Origin of the sequence: Thiorhodovibrio litoralis, assembly GCF_033954455.1 — a bacterium.
Taxonomy (GTDB): domain Bacteria; phylum Pseudomonadota; class Gammaproteobacteria; order Chromatiales; family Chromatiaceae; genus Thiorhodovibrio; species Thiorhodovibrio litoralis.
Window position 1 is genome coordinate 1636107 of sequence record NZ_CP121473.1, and the last position, 20793, is coordinate 1656899.

Annotated in this window: 17 protein-coding genes and 1 pseudogene; 3 read left to right on the plus strand and 15 right to left on the minus strand. The window is 63.3% G+C overall.

Annotated features, from left to right (window positions below):
- Nucleotides 1–38: 38 nt before the first annotated feature.
- The 12 genes from Thiosp_RS07140 to Thiosp_RS07195 all read right to left on the minus strand — a co-directional run bounded on the left by Thiosp_RS07140 (nt 39) and on the right by Thiosp_RS07195 (nt 13068).
- Entirely contained in the window at nt 39–1670 is a 1632-nt protein-coding gene (locus tag Thiosp_RS07140; protein ID WP_201067012.1) for a c-type cytochrome, read from the minus strand.
- Nucleotides 1661–2038 (minus strand): nucleotidyltransferase family protein, encoded by a 378-nt coding sequence (locus Thiosp_RS07145; protein ID WP_201067014.1) that lies wholly within the window; start codon nt 2036–2038, stop codon nt 1661–1663. The genes Thiosp_RS07140 and Thiosp_RS07145 overlap by 10 nt, the downstream gene beginning before the upstream one ends.
- Complete coding sequence (locus tag Thiosp_RS07150; protein WP_201067016.1) at nt 2038–2469, minus strand: nucleotidyltransferase substrate binding protein; 432 nt, start codon at nt 2467–2469, stop codon at nt 2038–2040. Before Thiosp_RS07150 ends, Thiosp_RS07145 begins: the two co-directional genes overlap by 1 nt.
- Nucleotides 2470–2484: 15 nt before the next feature.
- Nucleotides 2485–3495 carry a diguanylate cyclase gene (locus Thiosp_RS07155; protein ID WP_242518600.1) on the minus strand — a complete coding sequence of 337 codons (1011 nt, stop codon included), beginning with the start codon at nt 3493–3495 and terminating at the stop codon, nt 2485–2487.
- A 23-nt stretch (nt 3496–3518) separates the two neighbouring features.
- On the minus strand, nt 3519–5390 hold the full coding sequence (locus tag Thiosp_RS07160) for a hybrid sensor histidine kinase/response regulator (protein ID WP_323696950.1): 1872 nt from the start codon (nt 5388–5390) through the stop codon (nt 3519–3521).
- Complete coding sequence (locus tag Thiosp_RS07165) at nt 5387–8560, minus strand: PAS domain S-box protein (protein ID WP_323696951.1); 3174 nt, start codon at nt 8558–8560, stop codon at nt 5387–5389. Before Thiosp_RS07165 ends, Thiosp_RS07160 begins: the two co-directional genes overlap by 4 nt.
- 387 nt (nt 8561–8947) lie before the next feature.
- Nucleotides 8948–9724, minus strand: a complete 777-nt coding sequence (locus Thiosp_RS07170) for an energy-coupling factor ABC transporter ATP-binding protein (protein WP_201067052.1) — start codon at nt 9722–9724, stop codon at nt 8948–8950.
- Complete coding sequence (locus Thiosp_RS07175) at nt 9708–10286, minus strand: hypothetical protein (protein WP_201067020.1); 579 nt, start codon at nt 10284–10286, stop codon at nt 9708–9710. Before Thiosp_RS07175 ends, Thiosp_RS07170 begins: the two co-directional genes overlap by 17 nt.
- Nucleotides 10287–10298: 12 nt before the next feature.
- Nucleotides 10299–10928: an energy-coupling factor ABC transporter permease gene (locus Thiosp_RS07180; protein ID WP_201067023.1), complete on the minus strand. Its 630-nt coding sequence runs from the start codon at nt 10926–10928 to the stop codon at nt 10299–10301.
- Nucleotides 10929–10931: 3 nt separating this feature from the next.
- A complete protein-coding gene (locus Thiosp_RS07185; protein ID WP_201067025.1) occupies nt 10932–11939 on the minus strand; it encodes a transporter family protein in 1008 nt (335 codons plus the stop codon).
- Entirely contained in the window at nt 11936–12355 is a 420-nt protein-coding gene (locus Thiosp_RS07190; protein WP_201067027.1) for a hypothetical protein, read from the minus strand. Before Thiosp_RS07190 ends, Thiosp_RS07185 begins: the two co-directional genes overlap by 4 nt.
- Complete coding sequence (locus Thiosp_RS07195) at nt 12352–13068, minus strand: DUF4198 domain-containing protein (RefSeq protein ID WP_201067029.1); 717 nt, start codon at nt 13066–13068, stop codon at nt 12352–12354. Before Thiosp_RS07195 ends, Thiosp_RS07190 begins: the two co-directional genes overlap by 4 nt.
- Before the next feature lie 209 nt (nt 13069–13277).
- Here Thiosp_RS07195 and Thiosp_RS07200 point away from each other — a divergent pair, with 209 nt between their 5' ends.
- Nucleotides 13278–14462 (plus strand): efflux RND transporter periplasmic adaptor subunit, encoded by a 1185-nt coding sequence (locus Thiosp_RS07200; RefSeq protein WP_242518603.1) that lies wholly within the window; start codon nt 13278–13280, stop codon nt 14460–14462.
- Between the two features lie 13 nt (nt 14463–14475).
- Nucleotides 14476–17595 carry an efflux RND transporter permease subunit gene (locus Thiosp_RS07205; RefSeq protein ID WP_201067031.1) on the plus strand — a complete coding sequence of 1040 codons (3120 nt, stop codon included), beginning with the start codon at nt 14476–14478 and terminating at the stop codon, nt 17593–17595.
- Nucleotides 17596–17754: 159 nt separating this feature from the next.
- Here Thiosp_RS07205 and Thiosp_RS07210 read toward each other — a convergent pair whose 3' ends face one another.
- The 3 genes and pseudogenes from Thiosp_RS07210 to Thiosp_RS07220 all read right to left on the minus strand — a co-directional run bounded on the left by Thiosp_RS07210 (nt 17755) and on the right by Thiosp_RS07220 (nt 20081).
- On the minus strand, nt 17755–18600 hold the full coding sequence (locus Thiosp_RS07210) for an EAL domain-containing protein (RefSeq protein WP_242518609.1): 846 nt from the start codon (nt 18598–18600) through the stop codon (nt 17755–17757).
- Between the two features lie 39 nt (nt 18601–18639).
- Nucleotides 18640–19230, minus strand: a pseudogene (locus tag Thiosp_RS07215) (diguanylate cyclase domain-containing protein); the annotation flags it as partial.
- On the minus strand, nt 19140–20081 hold the full coding sequence (locus tag Thiosp_RS07220; RefSeq protein WP_323697109.1) for a PAS domain-containing protein: 942 nt from the start codon (nt 20079–20081) through the stop codon (nt 19140–19142). The gene Thiosp_RS07220 and the pseudogene Thiosp_RS07215, both read right to left, overlap by 91 nt.
- Nucleotides 20082–20466: 385 nt before the next feature.
- Here Thiosp_RS07220 and Thiosp_RS07225 point away from each other — a divergent pair, with 385 nt between their 5' ends.
- Nucleotides 20467–20724, plus strand: a complete 258-nt coding sequence (locus Thiosp_RS07225; protein WP_242518607.1) for a hypothetical protein — start codon at nt 20467–20469, stop codon at nt 20722–20724.
- Nucleotides 20725–20793 lie beyond the last annotated feature (69 nt).

Consider the following 20793-nt stretch of genomic DNA (forward strand, 5'->3'; position numbering starts at 1 on the left):
AAGGTCCCGCCCTATCACGCCGCCTGAAGGGTCCCGACCTAAAGACCCGGGCCAGCAACGGACTGCGACGGCTGCTGCCCCAGGAGAACGCCATCGGCGCCCTTCGCCTTGCCGTAGAGGCTGAACTTGCTCTTGTGAAACCGCTCAGCGGTCTGCTGTAGGTTGCCGGTGAAGCGCGGGTCCTGAGGGCGTTCATGCGAGTTGACGAAGGCTGCGACGTCCCAGGCCTCCTGGTCGGTGAGGGTGTCGTCGAGTCCGAGCGGCATGTTTTGCCGGATGAAGGCTGCTGCGGTATCGACCTTGTGCATCCCTGCGCCCCAGTTGTAGGAGTCGGCGCCCCAGAGCGGTGGGAACAGGGTTCCAGCCTCGGCGTTCATGACCCCCTTTCCATCCTCCCCATGACAGAGGGCACACTTGGCCGCATAGACCGCGCGTCCGCGGGCAGGGTCAAAGCCCTGCTCGGTCTCCATCAGCGGCGGGTAGCCGCGGCCGGGCAGGGTGTCGTCGCCCGTGGGCGCGCCCTTGGCGAGCCAGAAACTGTAGGCGGCCAGGGAAGCAATGGGCTCAGCGTCGGCGGCCGGTGGCGCGCCCGCCGCGGATGCTTGGGCGTTCATTGAGTACTCGAAGCAGCCCTGGATGCGCTCAATGAAGCTGTCGACCGTCTTGGTCTTGGAGCGATAGGCGGGATAAGCAACCCAGGCGGCCCATAGAGGTGCGGACTCGGCCAGACGCCCGGCGTCGATATGACAGTTGCCACAGGCCAGCTCATTGCCAACGTAAGTGTCCGAGGAGGGATGCGTGTTGGTGTTGAGGAAGATGGCCTGTCCTTGACGGACCACCTCGCCGAAAGGGCCTTCAGGGAAGGCGTCCCGCGACGGCGACTTGAAGTAGCCCGAGTCGCCCGGGTCCCGTCCTGGCGGCGCTGGGCCATGGTCCGCAACGGTGCCGGTGGTGATCTTTGCCTGCGCGACCTCTGCATCCGCCGGAGGCGGCACCGGGGTGGTGATCGCCGGTATCGGCGCGGCGCCGGGCTGGGCGGCGTAGTAAGCGGAGAGCGCTTCGATTTCTTCTGCAGTCAGTCGGTTGGCAACGGACTTCATCAGTCCCAGCGGGTCGTTGGCGCGTGTCCCCGACTGCCAGGCCAGTAGCTGGGCCTTGATATAGCTTGCCTGTTGAGCGGCAAGCCCCGGAAAGTGCGCCCCGATACCGTTGCCGCCGGGCGCGTGGCATTGGGCGCAGGCGGGCAGACTGCGGCCGGTCCAGTCGCCCCATTGAGCCAGGCCCTCTGCCGTCTTCTTGACGTCGCCCGTCGGCGGCTGTGTCGCCAGTGCGGGGATTGGCAGGCTTGCGTAATAGGCAGAAACGGCGGCGATCTCCTCCTCCGTGAGGTTCTTCACCATCGGCATCATGATCGGGTTTTCGCGCGTTCCGGTGCGAAGATCAGCCAGTTGTTTGGCCATGTAAGCCGCGTCGAGCCCCGCGATGCGCGGATAGGCGCTCGCCGCCATGCCGGCCCCGTCCGGACCATGGCAGGCCATGCAGGGTGCGACCCCCTTGGACGTTCCCTGCTTGGCGATCTGCTCGCCAAGACTGGTCTGCGACTCGGCCCATACGGGGCCAAGCATGATCGAGAGCAGAAGCGTGAGACCGATACGGGGACTTAAGTGCATTGTTCGAGTTCCTTTTGGAGTGAGAGCCGGTGGCGCTGCGCTGGGCGCGTCTGCACCACCACATACGCCTGCTCAATTTCGCGTTGGAAACTGGCCGGGATGCGCGCCCAATCGACGATTTCGACGCGGATGGGTAGGTTGCTGTCCGACAAGGCTTCCTGGGTTTCTCCCAGTTCGCGGGTCGGCTGTTTCAGATCGTTTGGCTGACGCACCACCAGATCGAGGTCGCTGGCGTCATGGCCGTTGCCGTTGACGCGGCTGCCGTAGGCCCAGACCTCGGCATGCGGTAGATGCTGTTGCAGCAGCGCCTGCAACATGGCCAGATGCCGGGGGCGCAATGCCAGCGTTTGCGGCGGTCGCTCTGGCATCAATACGCTCCTTCGCTGTAGCGTTCGCGCAGAATAGCTTCCAGTCGCGTCACGTCGGCAATAAAACCGGGAATCAAGCGCAGCGTTTCTTTGGCGAAGTTTTCACCGCAGTCACGGGCGGTATTGTTGCGGTTGTCCCGGTAGGCAAACCAGCGTTCCACCTCTTCGAGTGTCATCAAGCCATGGGTGGCTGACAAACGCAGCAGATCCTTGATGGGCGTGGAATCAAGTTTTCTTGCCCCGTGGCCGTAATCACGCAGAGATTTTTTCAGCAACTTGAAGCTGGTCTCTTGCGCGAGTTCGTAGCCTTTGACAATGGCGTTACGGAAAATTTCCTGGTCGATGCTCCCCTCAGCCGCCTGCTCATAAAAGCTAAGCGACGAGCGCAACGTATCGATGCAGCGTTTAAGGTGGTCAGTGTTCAGATTCATGTGGTGGTCGCCGGATCAGGCGCCTCCCTCTCGCACGACAACCCGGTTACGCCCTTCCGACTTGGCGAGATAGAGGGCTGCGTCGGCCTCTTGCTGGATCACGGGTGGGCATATCTCTTGTCCTGTGACCTGCCTTGCTGAGATGCCGATGCTGATGGTGACCTGTCTTGCGACATTGGAATAGGCGTGAGGAATGTCCAGGGCGGCGACGGCGGAACGCAGGTTTTCTGCGACCTGCAAGGCTCCAGCGCTGTCGCAGTTGGGCAGGATGACGCAGAACTCCTCGCCGCCATAGCGGGCGACGAAGTCCCCTGGTCGTTGCAAAACGGCCTCAATGCTTTGTGCCACGCGCCGCAGGCATTCGTCTCCCACGCCGTGCCCGTAATGGTCGTTGAAGGACTTGAAATGGTCGATGTCGATCATCAGGACCGCGAGCGGAACACCGTCCCGCGCTGCCCGTAGACACTCGCGCGGCAGCATGGCATCGAGAGCGCGGCGATTGGCGATGTCTGTAAGACCGTCGAGCATTGCCAGTTTTTCCAGTTGCTCGGACTTGCGTTTCAGCCGGATATGGACGCTGACCCGCGCCAGCACGACGGGGATTTTAATGGGCTTGGTGATGTAATCCACGGCACCGAGATTGAACCCCGTCTGCTGATCTTCCACGGTGCCCTTGGCGGTGAGGAAGATGATCGGGATGTCCCAGGTGGCGGAGTCCTGTTTGATGCGTCGGCAGACCTCGTGACCGTCCATCTCCGGCATCATGATGTCCAACAAGATGAGATCGGGCTTGTCAGGCTGGCGCAGCAGCTCCAGCGCCGCAGCGCCCCCGGTGGCAACCGCGATGTCATATTCTTTGGTCAATGCCTGAGCGAGGATCTGAATGTTGACCGGTGTGTCGTCGACGATGAGGATCCTCGCACGCTGGCGCTGTATGGGGGTGGTGGGCGCGGGCAATGGAGGATCGGCTGGAAGATCGGCTGGGGCATCGTCAGCGAATCGGCTGCTGGATTTCTTGTTCTTCATCGTCTTTTTGTTCTGATCGGGCTTTACCCATCGAGTGCGATATCGAGGAGTGACGCGAGCGTGGCAAGCGATTGATTGGCGGCCGGGTAGTCAAATGCCTCAATTTTGGTCTTGAGCTTGCGAAACGCTGATTGGGCCGGTGGCGCGACCAAGCCCTGTTCGATCTCGTCCAGCCATTCGGGCCGCACGAACTCGGAGCGTTTGAGATGCATCTGAAGCTCCTGCAACAGGGTCGTGGTTCGCTCCTGATCATAGGGCGCCTGATCATAGGACGCCTGATCATCGGGCACCTGATCATAGGATACCGGCGCAACGCGCGCGAGCGGCGGCAGCGTTGCGATGGCGCTCAGGGTGTCCGCCAGCGCGGTCTTGAACGCTGTGGTCGAGCGGCTTTTCTCGGCCGCTAAAGCGACCTCAAGCGGTTGGCTGGCCTCGTGCAGCGCGGTTGCGCCAATGGTCTTAGCGATCCCAGTGAGCGTATGGACCAGACGGCGGGCCTCCGCCCACCGCCCCTGGGCCAGATGGTCATCGAGGTCCGCCGCGCTCTCGGCGAAGTCCCGAGCAAAACCGTCCAGCGCCCGTCGCAACAGATTCCAGTCCCCGCCCATGTGCCGCCGCGCGTCGTCCAGGTCCAGGCCAGCTATCTCGAAGGGGATGCCCATGCCGTCGGGCGAGGCTGTCGGGGCGATCGGGGCGATCATGAGGACAGACGCCTCTTCCCCCCTCAACGGTGAGATCCAGCGCAACAAGGCCGTGGTCAACTCGGCGATATCAATGGGTTTGGCCAAGAAGTCGTTCATGCCGGCGGACTGACTGGCCTCGCGGTCGGCCGTCATGGCTGCGGCTGTCATGGCAATGATGGGTACGTCAGGGCCTTGCGGCAAGGCGCGAATCCGCCGTGTCGCCTCAAGACCGTCCATCTCCGGCATCTGCAAGTCCATCAGGATGGCATCAAAGCGCCGCGCCGCCGCCTGCTCGACGGCTTCGCGCCCGTGGTTCGCCAAGGTGACCCTGAGTCCCATCTTCTCCAGCAGATCACAGGCGACCAACTGATTGGTCGGATTGTCCTCGACCAGCAGGATCTCAGCGCCCCGAATCCGGTGCGTGCGGCTGCGCATATTGCGCACATCGCGGGCGCTCTTCTGGTCATCCGCAATCAGGTTGCGCGTGCCCGGCGGATGGGCTGCGGCGTCTTTCTTGGCCTGTTTGGGTGTGGGGATGGCGGTGGGCGAGACTTGCAGGCGCAACTGGAAGCTAAAGGTGCTGCCCTGCCCCGGTTGGCTCTCGACCGAGATCTCGCCGCTCATCATGTCGACCAGATGCTTGGTAATGGTCAACCCCAGCCCGGTGCCGCCAAATCGGCGCGTGGTCGAGGCATCTGCTTGCTCGAAGGCGCGAAACAGCCGCCCAACCTGCTCGGATGTCATGCCGATTCCGGTATCCTGAACCGACACCTTCAGGGTGACCTCGTCGCCTTGTCGCTCCACAAGGCGCATCGATAACGTGATGTGACCTTTTTGGGTGAATTTGACGGCATTGCCGAGCAGGTTGTTCATGATCTGCCGCAAGCGCAGCGGGTCGCCCAGCAGCATCGGCGGGATGTCCGGATCGATCTCGACGATCAGTTCCAGGCCTTTGTCCTCCACGGCCAGGCTGAACAGATTGGCCGCGCTTTCCAGCAGTTCGGCCATCTCGACATCGACCACTTCCAGGTCCAGCTTGCCGGCCTCGATCTTGGAGTAATCGAGGATGTCGTTGAGGATGCCGAGCAGTGAGTGTGCCGCCTTGTACAGCTTGGTCAGATAGTCGCGCTGGCGGGTGCTGAGTTCGGTATCGAGCAGCAATTGCGCGAGTCCCATCACGGCATTCATCGGCGTGCGGATTTCGTGGCTCATGTTGGCCAGGAATTCGCTCTTGGCGCGGTTGGCCGCAGCAGCGCTGTTTCGGCAGCCTTTTGGTCGGTCAGGTCGCGATTGAAACCGACGAAGCGCAGCGGCTTGCCGAAATCATCCTTCTCGACGATTGCGGCCGAATGGATATGACGCATCGACCCGTCCGGCAGTAGGATCCTGAATTGACTGTCGAAAGGCCTTTCCCCCCGCATGGCGGCCTCAAGTTCCTCCTCGGCACGGCCCAGGTCCGCCGGGTGACAACGCGAACGCCAATCGTCATAGGAGAGGCCCGTAGCCTGGAGGTCTTCCGGCACCTGGTAGATCTCGTACATCCGTTGGTCCCAGGTCAGGGTGTTATCGGCCAGATCCCACACCCAAACGCCGATCGCCGCCACCCTGGTCGCCAGCCTCAAGCGGTTCATCGCCTCTTGGAGCCGCCGCTCGGCCTCTTTCTGCTGAGTGATATCGCGAATCGAGCCGGCCATGCGCAGCGGTTGGCCTTCCGCGTCGAAGATCGCGGCGCCACGTGCTTTGACCCAGAAGTACTCGCTCGATTTGTGGCGCAGGCGATATTCCTCTTCGAAGGGCGCTTCGTTTCTCAGATGGGCCTCGACGGCGGCCCAGACGGCGTCTTTATCCTCGGGATGAATCCGGGGCCACCACCAATCCGCGGTGGCTTCGAACTCGTTATCCTGATACCCCATAAGTTCCATAAATCGGGGTGCCAGGTAGAGCGTGTTGGTCTGGATGTTCCAGTCCCAGAGACCATCGTTGCTGCCACGCACGGCGAGGTCATAGCGCTGCTGGCTCACGCGTAACTCTTCTTCCACCATGCGCCGGTCGTGGATGTCTGAGTTGATCCCCACCCAGGACAGCACAGTTCCCGTGTCATCCTTGATCGGCACGCCGCGCGCCAGGTTCCAGCGCCATTCACCCGAGACATGCTGGAGGCGGTACTCGTTAGTGCAAGTCTCCCCCTTGGCTAAGGCGTCGCGCCACCGCTCCATGACCGCAGGCCGATCTTCGGGATGGATGGCCTCGGCGTAGCCGTACCCGCTCCATTGCGCGAAGGTTTGACCGGTATAGGCCTGCCAACTGGGCGAATCCCCGGTGGCAACCCCGTCGGGGTCGCAGCTCCAGACGATCTGCGCGGAGGCCTCGATCAGGGCGCGATAACGCCGCTCGCTGGCCTCAAGATTGGCTGCGGCCAGCTTGCGCTCAGTGATGTCCACCACCAGGCCAACGACGTTGGTCACCTCGCCCTGGTCGTCACGCAAGGCCGTCACGGCAAGGTCAACCCACACCATCCCGCCGTCGCTCACCCGATAACGCTTCTCCATGCGGTAATCGCTGCAGGTGCCGGCAAGAATATCGTCAAAGAACACCTGTTCCCGTTTAAGGTCTTCGGGGTCGGTAAACTCGGCGAAATTCATCCCCTTCAATTCGTCTTCGCTATAGCCCATCAGGGCCCTGAAGCTCGCGTTGCAGACAATGAGATTCCCCATTGGATCACCGAAGACGATGCCTGCATTGGCGCGTTCAAAGATGCTGCGAAAACGCGCCTCACTGTCCCTGAGCGCCGTCTCATAAAAACGCCGCTCCGACACATCGCGCGAGGAGGCATACAGGTAGCTCTGCCCATCGAGCACAACGCGGGTCGAATTGATCTCGACAGCAAAGGTGGAGCCATCCTTGCGGCGATGCAGGGTCTCGAAGGTCGAGGGCTCACGAATCAACCGACGCAGCTCGGCAGGCAGTTGCTCGTGGGGGATCTGGACATCCCAGTCGGCGACATTGAGACGCCGGGCCTCGTCGAGGGAATAGCCCAGCATCCGGGCGAAAGACTGGCTGCAATCAACGACATTGCCATCCGCGTCGAGGATGTGAACGCCGTCGCTGGCGCTGTCGAGCAAGATCCTCAGTCGCTCGGCGCTCGCGCGGACCTGGGTGATGTCGGCCATGGAAATCAGCATGCGCTCAGCAAAGGCTGCCCCCAAGGGCTGGGCGGAGGCGAGCATGGTGCGGACGCTGCCATCACGTCCATGGACACGCACCTCCATGGGTTCGAACGGCTTGCCCGCGTGCTCTGCCTGCTCGAGCCGGCGCTGCCATTCCCGTGCCACCTGCTCCCGATAGGCCGGATTCGGATAGGCCCTGGGAAACCAATCCTCCTGCGTCGGGATGTCGCTTAAGGTGTAGCCAAGCAGTGACACGAAGGCCGGATTCAAATGGCGAATGGCGTCCCTTTCTGTGATGGCGAAGGGAATGGGGGAGGCGTCCATCACCGCCTGAAACAGCCCGGCGTTGTTGTCGATCTGACGCTGCTGCTCCAGATGGCGCCGCAGGATCCAGCCCAGCAGGATTGACAGGGCCAGGATGCCTGCGGTCTCCGCGATCAATCTGGCTACAGAGAACCAGCCATTGGCGGGGGCGATGCCGAGCATCCAGCGACCGTTGGGCACATCGATGACCGAGGTTACCGGCGTCGCCGTCAAGGGCTCTTGGGATGTCGCGAAGACGTTCCGCTGACGATCGTCAGCGTCAGGATGCCACAGCTCCCAGCGGTAGCCCTCTGCCTCCAGGTCGCCAAGATGGGCGATCTCCAGGAATTCGGCTAAATCGATCAGGGCGATGGTGAAGCCCCAGAATGTCTGCGGCTGCGGTTCATCCAGGAACACCGGCAGACGTCCAATGACCGCCGTGCCGCCCTGGATCAGGTGAAAAGGCCCGGCCAGCGTGAGTTTGCCGGTCTCCAGGGCCAGCCTAGCCTCGCGATTGCGCGGCTCGTCGGTCAGCAGATTGAGACCGATCGCCCCTTCGTTGCCGGACAGGGGGACGCACTGACGAACCACGCCACCGGGCGCGAGTTGCAGGGCGGCAACCCCCGGATTAACGTGGATCAATTCAGTCGCAATGGTCTCGAAGTCCCGGATCGTCCCCTTACCTTCGCGGACCAGCGCCGCCAGGGCATAGGTCGCCGAGAGATTTTGCGCCAAGTGGTGATTGACCTGCCGCGCAATACTCTCGGACACCTGCCGCGCGGTCTTGATCTTCCCATTCCAGAGACTGTTCTCCAGAAAGACAGCAAAGACCGAAAGCGTCAAGCAGCACAAGAGCCCGGCGACGAAGGCGACCCTTTTTGGGGGGCTTTTGGTGGAGAAGTCAGAGATCATCTTGCCCATTTCTGAATTGTGCCACTCGGATCGCTCTGTTTCGACCACTGGCGCCAGACTCAAGCAAGAACGCGGTTCCGCCCCTCCGACTTGGCCCGATAGAGCGCCTGGCCAGCGCGCTCGACCATGGTGTCCTGCGTGTCTTCTGTGCGATAGCTGCTCAGCCCCGCACCGATCAGCCCATGCCAATGCTCTATCGATCCCCGTTTAAGATGGAAAGTCTTGAACGCTTTGGCCTCGATGGTCTGCCGCCGCAGGCCAGCGCTTGCCGATGTGAGTGATCAGGGTATTCTAGGGGATGTTACCGCTTATGAACCACGCACGTGGGTGCTGCAAAGCATGTGCAGGTCCTGGACAAGCGGACGGCGTCGGCTGTCTCGCTGATGCTTAGTCCCAATCGTGGGTGTGGAAATGGCTGTGCTCGGTTACCCCGTGGCGATGACGGTGGCGGTGCACCAGGTTGGCTGCGGTAAGCCGGTCGTGGTCGCTGAGAAAATCCTGGATCGGCCCATCGTAGAGGAGCCGATGGTCCTCGCCGAGCACCAGGCAACGCTCGCCGAGCTCGCCGGCGAGGCTGAGATTGTGCGTCGTCACCAGCGTCGTCTGCTTGAGGTCGGCGAGGAAGTCCACCAGCCATCCGGTGCTGCGTGGGTCCATGTTCGCGGTTGGCTCATCCAGGAGCAGGACCTTCGGCTCAAGGATCAGCAGTGCCGCCAGGCAGACGCGCTGCTTCTCGCCGCCAGAGAGCCCGAACGGCGTGCGCTCAAGCAGCGGCGCCACGCCAAGCTCGCTGGCCCAGTGGTGCACGCGCCCATTCACGTCATCGTGACCGAGTTGGCGCGGCCCGAAGGCGATCTCGTCGAACACGGTTGGGTTGAAGAGCATAGTATCCGGATTCTGGAACAGCAGCACCAGCTCGCGGCGAAAACGCTGGTGGAATGCCGCCTCGCGCAATGCCGCGCGGTCGATCACCCGGCCGTCGTAGCAGACAGTCCCGGTCGTCGGTGGCAGCAGGCCGTTGAGCACCTTGAGCAGTGTGCTCTTGCCGGTGCCGTTGGCGCCGAGCAGGACGACCTTCTCTTCGCGTCCCAGCCGGAAGTCGATGGCGCGGAGGATCTCCTGGCCCTCCGGCAGACGATAGCTGACCTCAATCGCCTGGAGCATTGTCGGGCGCATCCGGCTGGAAGAATCCGCGTGAGCGCATGGCGAGCGCGATCTCGCGCGCGTCGTGCTCGGCGCGGTCGAAGAGGTGGACCGCCGCCGCGGCACTTTGCAAATAGCGCTCGCGCAGACGCAGCCGGCGCAGCCGGCGGCTCTCGGCCGCGAGTCGCAGATCCTCGAACAAGCGGCGGAAGGGGATGATCTGGCTCAACACCAGCGTCACTAGGTAGCTCAAATTCCGAGAGAAGCTGAGTGCGCGCAAGATGTCGATTTTAGACGCCAGAGTGAAGGTGAGAAAGATCAGGAGATAGACCCGGATGTTGACGAGGATCAGGTAATCGAGGCTCACTGCCTGACCGAAGAGCGCGCCCGCCGCATAGCCGACGCTGATCACGAGGCTGAAGAAGAGCACCGCCCGCAAGGCTCGCCAGCCGATGGTCGGCGCCTGGCGGCCCGCCAACACGGCGACCAGGAGCAGGCCGGCGGCGAGCCACCAGGGATTGTGGACCGAGGTTGCCGCGACCACAGCGATGGCGTAGCCGAGCAGCAGCAGCCGATCTTTCATCTTGGCTTGCTGTTAGCGACGGCGAAGGAAGCTGACGACCAGCACGGTCAGCAAGCCTTCTCCGAGTCCGAGGATGGCGTGCGGAATGAGGACAGCGGGCAGCGTCACTGACAGGCCGAACGGGAAGAACAGAGGCTGGCCGTCGCTCCTGTGCGCGATCGCCGGCTGCAGGCCGAGCACCACCGCGACCAGGGCGGCCGGAACAACGGCGGCCAGCCAGCCTGCGGCAAACAGGCCGGCCCGTTCCCAGCGGGGCGCCAGCAGCCGGTACCCCAGGCAGGCCGCGACCGAACCGCCGAGCCCCATCGCGAGCGCGTTGACGGGCAGCACGGTTATACCGCCAGCGCCGAGCACCAGTGCTTGCAGCAGCAGGACCAGCGACACAACGGCGAAGGTCAGCCAGGGACCGAAGATCACAGCGAGGATGCCGATCCCGGAGGCGTGCACCGAGGTCCCACCGGGCAGCGGCAGCATGACCGTCATGAGCACGAAAGCCAGGGCAGTGAGCACGGCGAGCCGCGGCAACAGCGTCTCGTCAACGCGGCGGCGCAGCTCACGCGCCGCATAGACCCAGCCCCCGGCTGCGAGCGCATAGGCTGGCAGATAGGTCTGTGGCGAGAGAAATCCGTCAGGGATGTGCATAGGTCAGAACAGCGCCGAGATCGAGAAGACCAGCCGATAGTTCTCCTTGCCTTCTGCGCCCTGCTGCTCGTTATCTTCGTTGAGGTCTGTCGCGATCGGCAACTTCACGCCAAAGGCGAAGCTTACATTATTCCAATAGGCGCGGACGCCGGGCGTCAGGTAAAGAATTTGACCACCGGTGCCGCGCTCTGCCACACCATCCTCCTTGTCGCGCCCGAGGTTGAGATAATTCAACTCGCCGAGCAGGTCGAGGCGAAAACGATGCTCGGGGTTGGTGTAGAGCTTGTAGATCGCAGCGGTGTTGAGGCGAAATTCGTCGCCGAACTGGCCGGTGAACTTCTGGCCCCCGTGGGCCGGATCAGCGTCGTAGGTGTTCTGCTGGAACCACAGGTTGGAGATGTCGAAGTTCAGCGTCCAGCGCTCGCCCAGCATCTTGCTGGCCGTCGCGCCCAGCGTGAAGGTCGGCTTGCCGAAGCCAGTTGACTTGCCCTTGTCGATGTTGCCATCGCGGTCGCGCAGGTTGGGGTCGCCGGTCGGCAGCGTCGCCCCAGCATAGACCGTAAAGTGCCAGTCCTCCAAGTCGTCGAGGCTCTCGCGTTCCGGGACGAGTTGGAATCCATCGTCGTACTTGAAGCCAATGGTCGCGTTGATGGCGGCGTCGGCCCAGCCATGGGTGTTGAAGCGGTCGTTCTCGTCGACCTTGTCGTGGTAGGGCAGGAACGCATAGAGCGATAGCCAGGGCGTTACCCCGTAACCGAGCCCAGCCATCCAGAAGGTACTGGACTTGGCCTCCTCATCCGTCTCGGGTGTGTAGGTCTTCCAGTCGGCGTCGTCCACCTTGAAATAGGTGAACACCTTGCCTTGGGGCAGGGTGGCCGAGGAGGACTGTTCCAGCGGCGCACCGGGTCCCTCAAGCGAGGCGGCCCCGAGACCGGCAACACCGTGGTGTGCGGTTGCTGGCAGCGCCACCAAGGCGAGCGTGGTGCCGAGTGCAAGGGGATGGTTATTCATGATCTTCTCCTAACGAATAGTGACCAGATGCCGAAAATGCCAAAGATGACCGAGAGCCCGACCGCGAGGGCGGCGATGGTGCTCAGCCCGGTTGACGGCGCCGACGACTCGCCATCGGGGGTCGCTGCAATCGTGAAATCGCCGCCGTGGCCATCTTCTGAGAAGGCGCGCACGCGCCAGTCACCCGAGCGGTCGGGCACAAAGGCCAGACGGCCATTCGCGTCGGTTCGCCCGACGAGGAAGGGCACGCTCTCGGCGGGCCGATAGACCTCAGTGGACTCGTAGCTGAAGGGGCTGCCGTCCGCGTAGCGCAGCTCGACGATGACGGCGCTCCCGGGTTGCGCTGTATGAATCAGGCTGTGCGCGTGCAGCGTGCCGGCGAGCAGCGCTGCCGCCAGGGCGAGGAGGAGTCTCACTTGTCGCTGCCGAGGGCGAAGGTCAGCGCCGTGGTATGGACGACCTCGTCGGCCTCGGGGCCGGCGTAAGGCGTTCGCGTGGAGGCCTGGATCAACTGCAGGCCGCCGTGTTTGACGCGAATATTCAGGGTACCGTCGGCACCCGTTTGGCCGCGGGGCTTGCCGTCGTAGCTGACTGTGGCGTCGGCTACGGGCTGGCCGTTGGCGAGTACGCGCACGGTCAGCTTGTCCCCATCCTTCAGGGTGAGAGGATTTTCCGCCGGCACGATTTCCAGCGGTGTTGCCAGGGGACTGGCCGCTCCTGATCCCCACTGGTCGATGTGCTTGACGCTCTCGAAGCTCTGCCAGCTACCCAATGGCGAGGTGGCTTCAGACTTCTTGATGTTCTTGGTGCCGGCCGTGGTCTTGGTCCAGTAGCCGCTGGACGTCAGTAAGTAGAGGACGGCGCAGTCGCCCTCGATCTTGACGGGTGAGCTGTCTCCGACCTGAGCGGGATGGCTGCCGCCGGTGGCGTCCAGGCAGATGATCGACTTGACGATCTCGGGGGAGTAGTCAATTTGCTTCGCGCCCTCGTGGGACACGCGGGGGTGGTGGCCGTAGATGAGTTCGTAACCGCCTGCCTCGGGCTTGACCCAAAGGTCATGCGCGACAGCGGCACTCAGCCCCGCCGCGAAACCGATGCCGAGTAGGAAGCGCGTCGTCAAGCTCTTCATGGGTGCTACCTCTGCAAAAAATTGGAGGCAGAGTGTAACACTAAAATATATTTCGTAATACTTTGAAACATTCCTCCACGACTGTAGGTCTCGGGTGAGGGCGAGCAGCACTGCGAGGATAAGGTATCCTGAATGCCCGGAACGAGTGCCCGCTTGGCGTTCCTGTTTCCAAACTCGAAGCGATCCACAATGGTTCGAACCCTGTGACATTGACACCATTGAAAACCTGGTCCAAGCGCTTGCTGATCCTGGGCGTCGCGGGGCTTCTAGTCTGGGGTCTCTACCATCAGCTAACTCAGACTGCGACAACAACGGCCAACAAGCCCGCTAGCCTCCCGGTCCCGGTTGAGGTGGCCCCCGTCGAAAATGGCCCCATCGAACTCCGGCGCATCTTCACCGGTACCCTGGAGGCGCACGCCGAGTTTGTGGCGGCACCCAAGGTGAGCGGGCGCGTGGTGGCCTTGCATGCGGATCTGGCCGACGGGGTGACCCGCGGCCAGGTGGTCGCAGTGCTGGACGACGCGGAATATGTGCAGGATGTCGCGCGCGCCCAGGCCGATCTCGCCGTCGCCAAGGCCAGCCAGATCGAGGCCGATAGCCTGCTCAAAATAGCGGATCGTGATCTAGAGCGTGTCGATAGACTCCAGACGCGCGGGGTGAGTTCACAATCGCAGCGCGACATCGCCAAGGCGGAGCAACTCGCCAAACAGGCCCAGGTGGCCGTCACCAGCGCCAAGGTCACAAGCGCCGAGGCGAATCTGGAGACGGCCCGCATCCGGCTCGGTTATACCCAGGTCAATGCGGGCTGGCGCGGCGGCAGCGAGCAGCGCGTGGTCGCGGAGCGTTATGTCGACGAGGGCGAGACCGTGGCCGCCAATGCCCCGCTGCTGCGCATCGTCGAACTCGACCCCATCACCGCCGTCTTCTACGTCACCGAGCGCGATTATGCGCAATTGCAGCCGGGACAAGCCGCGACCCTCTCCACCGACGCCTTCCCCAACGAGCACTTCCAGGGCAGCATTCAACGCATCGCGCCCGTGTTTCGCGAGACCAGCCGCCAGGCGCGCATCGAGCTGCGGGTCGCTAACCCCGAGCAGCGCCTAAAACCGGGCATGTTCATTCGCGCCACGGTGATTCTGGCGCGCGAAGAAGAGGCGGTCATGGTGCCGGGCCAGGCGCTGACCACCCGCGAAGGTCAGGACGGGGTCTTTCTGGTGAGCGGTGACGGCGCCCAGGCCCAGTGGTGTGTCGTGCAGCGCGGCATCCAACAGGACGCGCGGGTACAGGTCACAGGTGAGGGCATTGCGGGACAGGTCGTGGTGCTGGGGCAGCAGTTGCTCGAAGACGGCTCGCCAATCCGGATTGTGGCGGGGACAGCAGCCACTTCCCCATGAACCTGGCTCGCCCATGAACCTGGCCCGCGCAAGCGTTAGCAAACCCGTCTTCACCAGCATGGTGACGCTGATCGTGCTGGTGCTCGGCACGGTTTCGCTCAGCCGGTTACAGATCGATCTGCTGCCCAGTATCGAACTGCCGACGCTGACGGTTCGCACCCAATACGAGGGCGCGGACCCCATCGTGATGGAACGTTTGGTCACCCAGATCGTCGAGGAGATCATCGCTACCGTCCCCGGCGTGGTGGAGATGACGTCCAGTTCCTATGAGGGCAATAGCCGCGTGCGGGTCACCTTCGCCTGGGGTTCCGACATCGATTCGGTGGCGGTGGATGTGCAGGCGACGCTGGAGGACGAGGTCAGCGAACTGCCTGACGATATCGTTGGCCCGCGCGTGAGCAAGTTCGATGTCGACAGCTTTCCGGTAGTGCTGCTCGGCATCTCCAGCCGGCTCGACCCGGTCGTGCTGACGCAGCTGGTGGAGGATCAGGTCCGCTACCGTTTCGCGCGCATTCCCGGCGTGGCGCAGGTGGACCCCTGGGGTGGTTTTACCCGCGAGGTGCGAGTGGAGCTTGATTCAACCAGGGTCAACGCCCTCGGTCTGTCGCTGAACGACATCCTGGACGCGCTCGAAAACGCCAATCTGGACCTGCCCGCCGGCAAGATCGAGCGCGGGCGTTATGAGGTCACCCTGCGCGCCCCGGCAGAGTTCGCCGATCTCGACCAGATCCGCGCCACCGTGATCGGCAAGCGCGAGGGCGCGGTGGTGACCCTGGGCCAGGTCGCCAAGGTCGCCGACACCTACGAGAAGCTCACCAGCATGATTCGGGTCAACGGCGAGCGCGGTCTGCGCGTGGCCATCCGCAAGCAGGCCGGCGCCAACACGGTGGACGTGGCGCAGCAGGTGCTGGCCGAGATCGACGCCATCAACCAGGCGTTTTCGCAGATCCATGTCGCGCCGGTCATCAACCAGGGCAACTTCATCGAGCGGTCCATCGCCAACGTCGCCCAGTCCGTCCTCTATGGTGGCGCGCTGGCGGTACTGGTGCTGCTGTTTTTTCTGCGCAACTTGCGCAGCACGCTGGTCATCTCGCTGGCCATCCCGATCTCGGTGGTGGCGACCTTCGCGCTGCTCTATTTCGGCGGCTTCACGCTCAATCTGATGACCCTGGGCGGGCTCGCGCTGGGGGTCGGCATGATGGTGGACAGCTCGGTGGTGGTGCTGGAGAACATCTACCGGCGTCATCGTGAACTCGGCGAGACCCCGCGCGCCGCGGCGGTGGCCGGTACCGGCGAGGTGGCCGGGGCGGTGACCGCCGGCACCATCACCACGCTCACCATCTTCCTGCCGCTGGTCTTCGTGCGCGGCGTCCCCGGCGTGCTGTTCCAGGAACTCGCCTACGTGATCATGTTCTCGCTGCTCTGTTCGCTGCTGGTGGCGCTCGGTCTGGTACCGATGCTGGCCTCGCGGTTTTTGAGCGCACAGGACACGCAAACTGGACGTGGTTGGACGGGGCGCTTGGCGGCGCGCGCCGGCACCTGGTTCACGGCCATGGAGGACGGCTACCGAGACCTGCTGGCCGTGACGCTGCGCCATCGGTGGTTGACCGTCGGTGGCTCGGCGGCGATCCTCGCCGCCAGCCTGCTCCTGATCCCATCCATCGGCACCGAGTTCATGCCCCCCAGCGACGAGGGCGAGGTGCGCGTCACCGGCGAGATGGAGGTCGGCACCCGCCTGGCCCTCATCGACCGTCAGTCCCGTCAGATGGAGGCCATCGTCATGGCCGCGGTCCCGGAGGCGGTGTCCTCGGTGGTCTCGGTGTCGACCTCCGGCAACCGCGGCAGCGCCAAGGCCCAGAGCGAGATCCGTCTCTCGCTGACCCCGGCCACCCAGCGGACACGCTCCAACGCCGAGATCGCCGATGATCTGCGTCAACGCCTGGAGGGACGCATCCCCGGCATGACCATCCGCACCCGCGCCCCGCAGGGCCAATTCCTGCTCGAACGCCTGCTGGCGGGGACCGAGGGCATCACAGTGGAGGTCCGCGGCTTCGACTTGGACACCCTGGCCCTGCTGGCGCGTCGGGTGTCGGAGGCCATCGCCGATGTCCCTGGCGTCACCGACGTCGACATCAGCCGCGAGACCGGTATCCCGCAGCAGCAGATCCAGGTTCAGCGCGACAAGATCGCCGATCTGGGGCTGACCGTGCGTGACATCACCGAAGTCATCGAGACCGCCGTGGCCGGCTCCAAGGCCGGCGAATTCCGCTCTCAGGGCAACTCCTACCGCATCCTGGTGCAGTTGGAGAACGCCGAACAACGCTCCATCGACGAGATCCTCGACCTCACCCTGCGCACCCCCGCCGGCGAACAGGTGGCGCTGCGCAACCTGGTCACCACCGAGAGTGCACGAGGACCGGTGATCGTCGAGCGCAAGGACCAGCAGCGACTGGTGACCGTGACCGCCAACGTGGCGGACCGTGATCTCGGCTCGGTGGCGAACGACGTGCGTGCACGGCTGGGGGCGATCCCTCGCCCCATTGGCTACGACCTCAACATCGCCGGTAATTACCAGGAACAGGAAAAGGCGTTCCAGGAGCTGACGCTGTCGCTGCTGTTGGCGCTGGTCCTGGTCTATATGGTGCTGGCCTCGCAATACGAATCGCTGCGCGACCCGCTGGTGGTCATGCTCTCGGTACCAATGGCGACCGTCGGCGTGGTGCTCACGCTCTTTCTCACCGACACCACGCTAAACCTGCAATCGGCCATCGGCTGCATCATGCTCTGCGGCATCGCGGTCAATAACGCCATCCTGCTGGTCGATCAGGCCGGGCGTCTGCGCCGCGAGGGACTGCCGATGCAGGAGGCACTGAGCGAGGCCGGTCGGCGGCGTCTGCGTCCTATCCTCATGACCACCCTGACCACCGTCCTCGCGCTGCTGCCGCTCGCCTTCGGCATCGGCGAAGGCGCCGACGCCCAAGCACCGCTCGCGCGCGCCGTGCTGGGTGGACTCACGGCCTCGACGCTCATTACACTGGTCTTGATTCCGGCGGTTTATTCCCTGATCAACGCCCATCACGTCGAGAGCGTCCCTGGGCTGCCTCCTCAAGCACCTTCGCGGCCCACTGGTTAAGGCTGGTTCCGGCGGCTTGCGCAGCGATCAGCGCGGCACCGTGTACCTCAGGTGGGACACGCAGCATCATGTTTCCACTGGGTGGTTTGATCGGTGGCTGGCCGATTTCTTCGCACTCTTGCAAGTAGAAATTGACGGCGTTCTCGAGGCGTCATGAAGTCATGGAGCGCGCTGGCGGTACCAGTCAGTAAACTGTTCTGCCGACATCGGAACGCCCAGGTAAAACCCTTGCACCTGATCGCACTCGCGCTGGCGGAAGAAGTCCAGGTCCGCCTCGGTCTCGATCCCGACCGCCTTGACGTCGAACTGCAAGGCCTGGGCAAGACCGATCAGCGTGTCGAGAATGACGGGTAGCCGTTCGGCCAGGTTCAGACGCTCCACCAGGGCGCGGCTGATCTCCAAGCGGTCCAGCGGCAGCCGTTCCAATGCGTTGAGGCTCGAACAGCCCAGGCCGAAGTCACCCAGTGCCACGCGCACCCCCAGTGCTTTCAGGGCGTCTAACCGTTGCCGTGACGCCAGCATATCCTGCATTAGCGCGGCCTCACTCAGGGTCACCGTCAGATCGGCGGGATTCATCGCGCTCGCTTGCAGTGCGGCGGCCAGTTGATCGTGGAAGCGCTGGTGGTGAAACTGCCGGGCCGAGATGTTCACCGTGATCGGGATGGGCGGCAGCCCGCGCTGGCGCCAAGCCCCATACTGGCGGCAGACCTCCTGTAACACCCAATGGCCAATCTCATGGATCAGCCCACTGGACTCGGCAACTGGCAGAAACACCAGCGGGGCGATCTCGCCTGCATCGGTCTGCGGCCAGCGCAACAGGGCCTCGACCCCGGTGATACGGCTGTTGTGCGGATCCAGCAGCGGTTGATAGGCGAGCCGGAATTCCTGCCGCGATAGGGCTTCACGGAGACGCGTTTCCAAGGTCAGCGTGGTGTGCGCCTGCTGGTTGAGTGCCTCGGTCACAAACTGATAACCGCCGGGGCTGATCTGCTTGGCGTGATACATCGCATGATCGGCACCCTGGATAAGCGACTCGATGCTGTCACCGTCCTGCGGGAAGAGGCTGATCCCGAGACTGGGGACGCAGTGCAGCATCAGGTCCGCAATGGGATAAGGTGGCGTCAGTGCTGCGATGGCGGTGCGCGCGGCACGGGCTGCGTCGTCCGCGTCGTTGAGGTTCGCCAACACCGCAATAAACTCGTCTCCTCCCAGCCGGGCGATGAGATCCGCCTCGCGGAAGCTCTCGCGCAGCCGCTGCGCAACGGCCTGCAGGAGCTGATCGCCCACCGAGTGGCCATAGATATCGTTGATCGCCTTGAAGCGGTCGAGGTCGAAAAACAGCACCGCCAACTGATCACCGGTGCGGCGGGTACTCGCGAGCATGCGATCAGCCAGTTGATCGAGCAAGGCGCGGGTGGGCAGACCGGTCAGGGGGTCATGCTGCGCCAGGCGGATCGCCTCGTCCTCAGCGACCTTGCGCCGGGTAATATCCTGCTGGACCAGCAAAACATGCATCAGCGCGCCCTGGGTGTCCAGGATCGCCGTCAGGCGGGCCACGAACCAGCGCTCGTCACCGTCTTTGCAACGCATCCGGTATTGGACCTCAGCGGGCTCCACCGGCGCATCGACGAAGCCGTTGAGATGCTCGAGGGTCCGGGTCCGATCATCCGGATGCAGCAAGTCGGCCCAGGCCCGAGTCGGTGCGGTAATTCATCCAGGGTATAGCCGGTCTGTCGCCACCATTCGGGCGGAAAGAATACCGCCTGCGTCTTTGGGTCCCATTCCCAGAAAGTCAGGTCGGCAATGTGGGTGATCAGGCGCAGCCGTGCCTGGCTCTCGATGAGGGCTTGTTCGTCGCGTTTGCGCGCACTGATGTCGCTCAGGATAGCGCTCCAGACGATGCGCTCGCTGGTCGCCTCCGGTCGCTGGCTGATGTCCAGGTGAACCCAAGCGAGTGCATCGTCGGCTCGGCACAGGCGCAGATCATAGGTTTGTCGCTCGCCGGTGGCCAGGAGCTGGCGGCGCGCATGGTAGTGGGTGTCCTGATCCTCGGGGAGGATGAAGCGGGTCAGGGGTTGGTCGACCAACGTCTCGCGCGGCGCGTCCAGCAGGGTCGCGGCGGCGAGATTGGCCTCCTGGATCACCCCGTCTTCGCTCAGGGTCAGATAGCCCACCGGGGCCAGGTCGTAGAGGTCGAAATAGCGCGCCCGCGAGGTTGCCAGGTTTTCTTGGGTCTGGCGCAGCTCCTCGTTCTGCAGCTCCAGCTCGATCTGATGCACTCGGAGTTCGTGGATCAGCTGTTCGGTCGCCTCCGGTGTGTTGGCGTCTTTGAGCGGCTTGTCCAGGCTTTCAAGCTGTAACTCCGCCCGCCGGCGCAGGTCTGGTGCGCGTTCAGTGCGCTCGACGGAAGAATTGTCAGAAAGATGCAAGAGTGGTCTCCGTCGGATGGAAAAGCGCGTCAAGGGCGTCGAATGGCGAACAACCACTGCGTCAAGCGGGCGATCACCGCAGTGGCCAATCAAGAGTGGGCTCGGGTCAAGAATGGGCTCGGGTCGTCGATCTGCTCGCCGGGCTCGAATGACTGGGCGTGGCGCGACGCTTCACTGTGATGGTGCCAACCATCGACTGGTCGGCGAGCTTAGTTCCTGCGTTGGCTTAGATAGTGAGATCGCACCTTAGAAAATGTCCATCCGGTGTTTCCTGATTGCTCTGTGAAGCCCCCAACCGCCCCCGACATCCAGCACGCGATTCTCCGCAAATTTCTTTGCCTATGTGTCAGGTGGACTCCGATGAGCTGAGAACCTGGGCTGGGGATCTCGCGCGCAATACGCAGGACGTTTCACGACCAACGCCAACCGCCGCGAGGACTTTGTGGTCGGCATCGGCTACGACGACGCGATCAACGTGGCCCAGGAGATTGCGCGCAAGGTGCTGGCGGACCCCGCCGAATCGAGGCACCAAGACCTCGAAGTGGTGTCGACGAAGGCGGAAGCGGGTTTATACAGCGAATCGAGCGTCATCGAGGAGCAGGCACGGGAGGCAAGACCGTTGAAGGAAGGCGAGAATCTCTTGCCTGCCGCGTCTGGTTCGGCGGCCTTCGAAATGCGCCGGAAAGAAACAAGGCCATAGCACGGACAAAGATTGGCGGCTTAAGACGACCAAGCCACCGCCTTTGGCGGTGAACTTCTTAAGGCTCTG

What these genes read in the sequence shown, in the direction of transcription:
- Thiosp_RS07165 (WP_323696951.1), bottom strand. Translation starts at nt 8,560, where the DNA reads ATGATCTCTGACTTCTCCACCAAAAGCCCCCCAAAAAGGGTCGCCTTC.
- Thiosp_RS07145 (WP_201067014.1), bottom strand. Translation starts at nt 2,038, where the DNA reads ATGCCAGAGCGACCGCCGCAAACGCTGGCATTGCGCCCCCGGCATCTG.
- Thiosp_RS07205 (WP_201067031.1), top strand. Translation starts at nt 14,476, where the DNA reads ATGAACCTGGCCCGCGCAAGCGTTAGCAAACCCGTCTTCACCAGCATG.
- Thiosp_RS07180 (WP_201067023.1), bottom strand. Translation starts at nt 10,928, where the DNA reads ATGCACATCCCTGACGGATTTCTCTCGCCACAGACCTATCTGCCAGCC.
- Thiosp_RS07210 (WP_242518609.1), bottom strand. Translation starts at nt 18,600, where the DNA reads ATGTATCACGCCAAGCAGATCAGCCCCGGCGGTTATCAGTTTGTGACC.
- Thiosp_RS07170 (WP_201067052.1), bottom strand. Translation starts at nt 9,724, where the DNA reads ATGCTCCAGGCGATTGAGGTCAGCTATCGTCTGCCGGAGGGCCAGGAG.
- Thiosp_RS07185 (WP_201067025.1), bottom strand. Translation starts at nt 11,939, where the DNA reads ATGAATAACCATCCCCTTGCACTCGGCACCACGCTCGCCTTGGTGGCG.
- Thiosp_RS07160 (WP_323696950.1), bottom strand. Translation starts at nt 5,390, where the DNA reads ATGAGCCACGAAATCCGCACGCCGATGAATGCCGTGATGGGACTCGCG.
- Thiosp_RS07155 (WP_242518600.1), bottom strand. Translation starts at nt 3,495, where the DNA reads ATGAAGAACAAGAAATCCAGCAGCCGATTCGCTGACGATGCCCCAGCC.
- Thiosp_RS07175 (WP_201067020.1), bottom strand. Translation starts at nt 10,286, where the DNA reads ATGAAAGATCGGCTGCTGCTGCTCGGCTACGCCATCGCTGTGGTCGCG.
- Thiosp_RS07150 (WP_201067016.1), bottom strand. Translation starts at nt 2,469, where the DNA reads ATGAATCTGAACACTGACCACCTTAAACGCTGCATCGATACGTTGCGC.
- Thiosp_RS07195 (WP_201067029.1), bottom strand. Translation starts at nt 13,068, where the DNA reads ATGAAGAGCTTGACGACGCGCTTCCTACTCGGCATCGGTTTCGCGGCG.
- Thiosp_RS07140 (WP_201067012.1), bottom strand. Translation starts at nt 1,670, where the DNA reads ATGCACTTAAGTCCCCGTATCGGTCTCACGCTTCTGCTCTCGATCATG.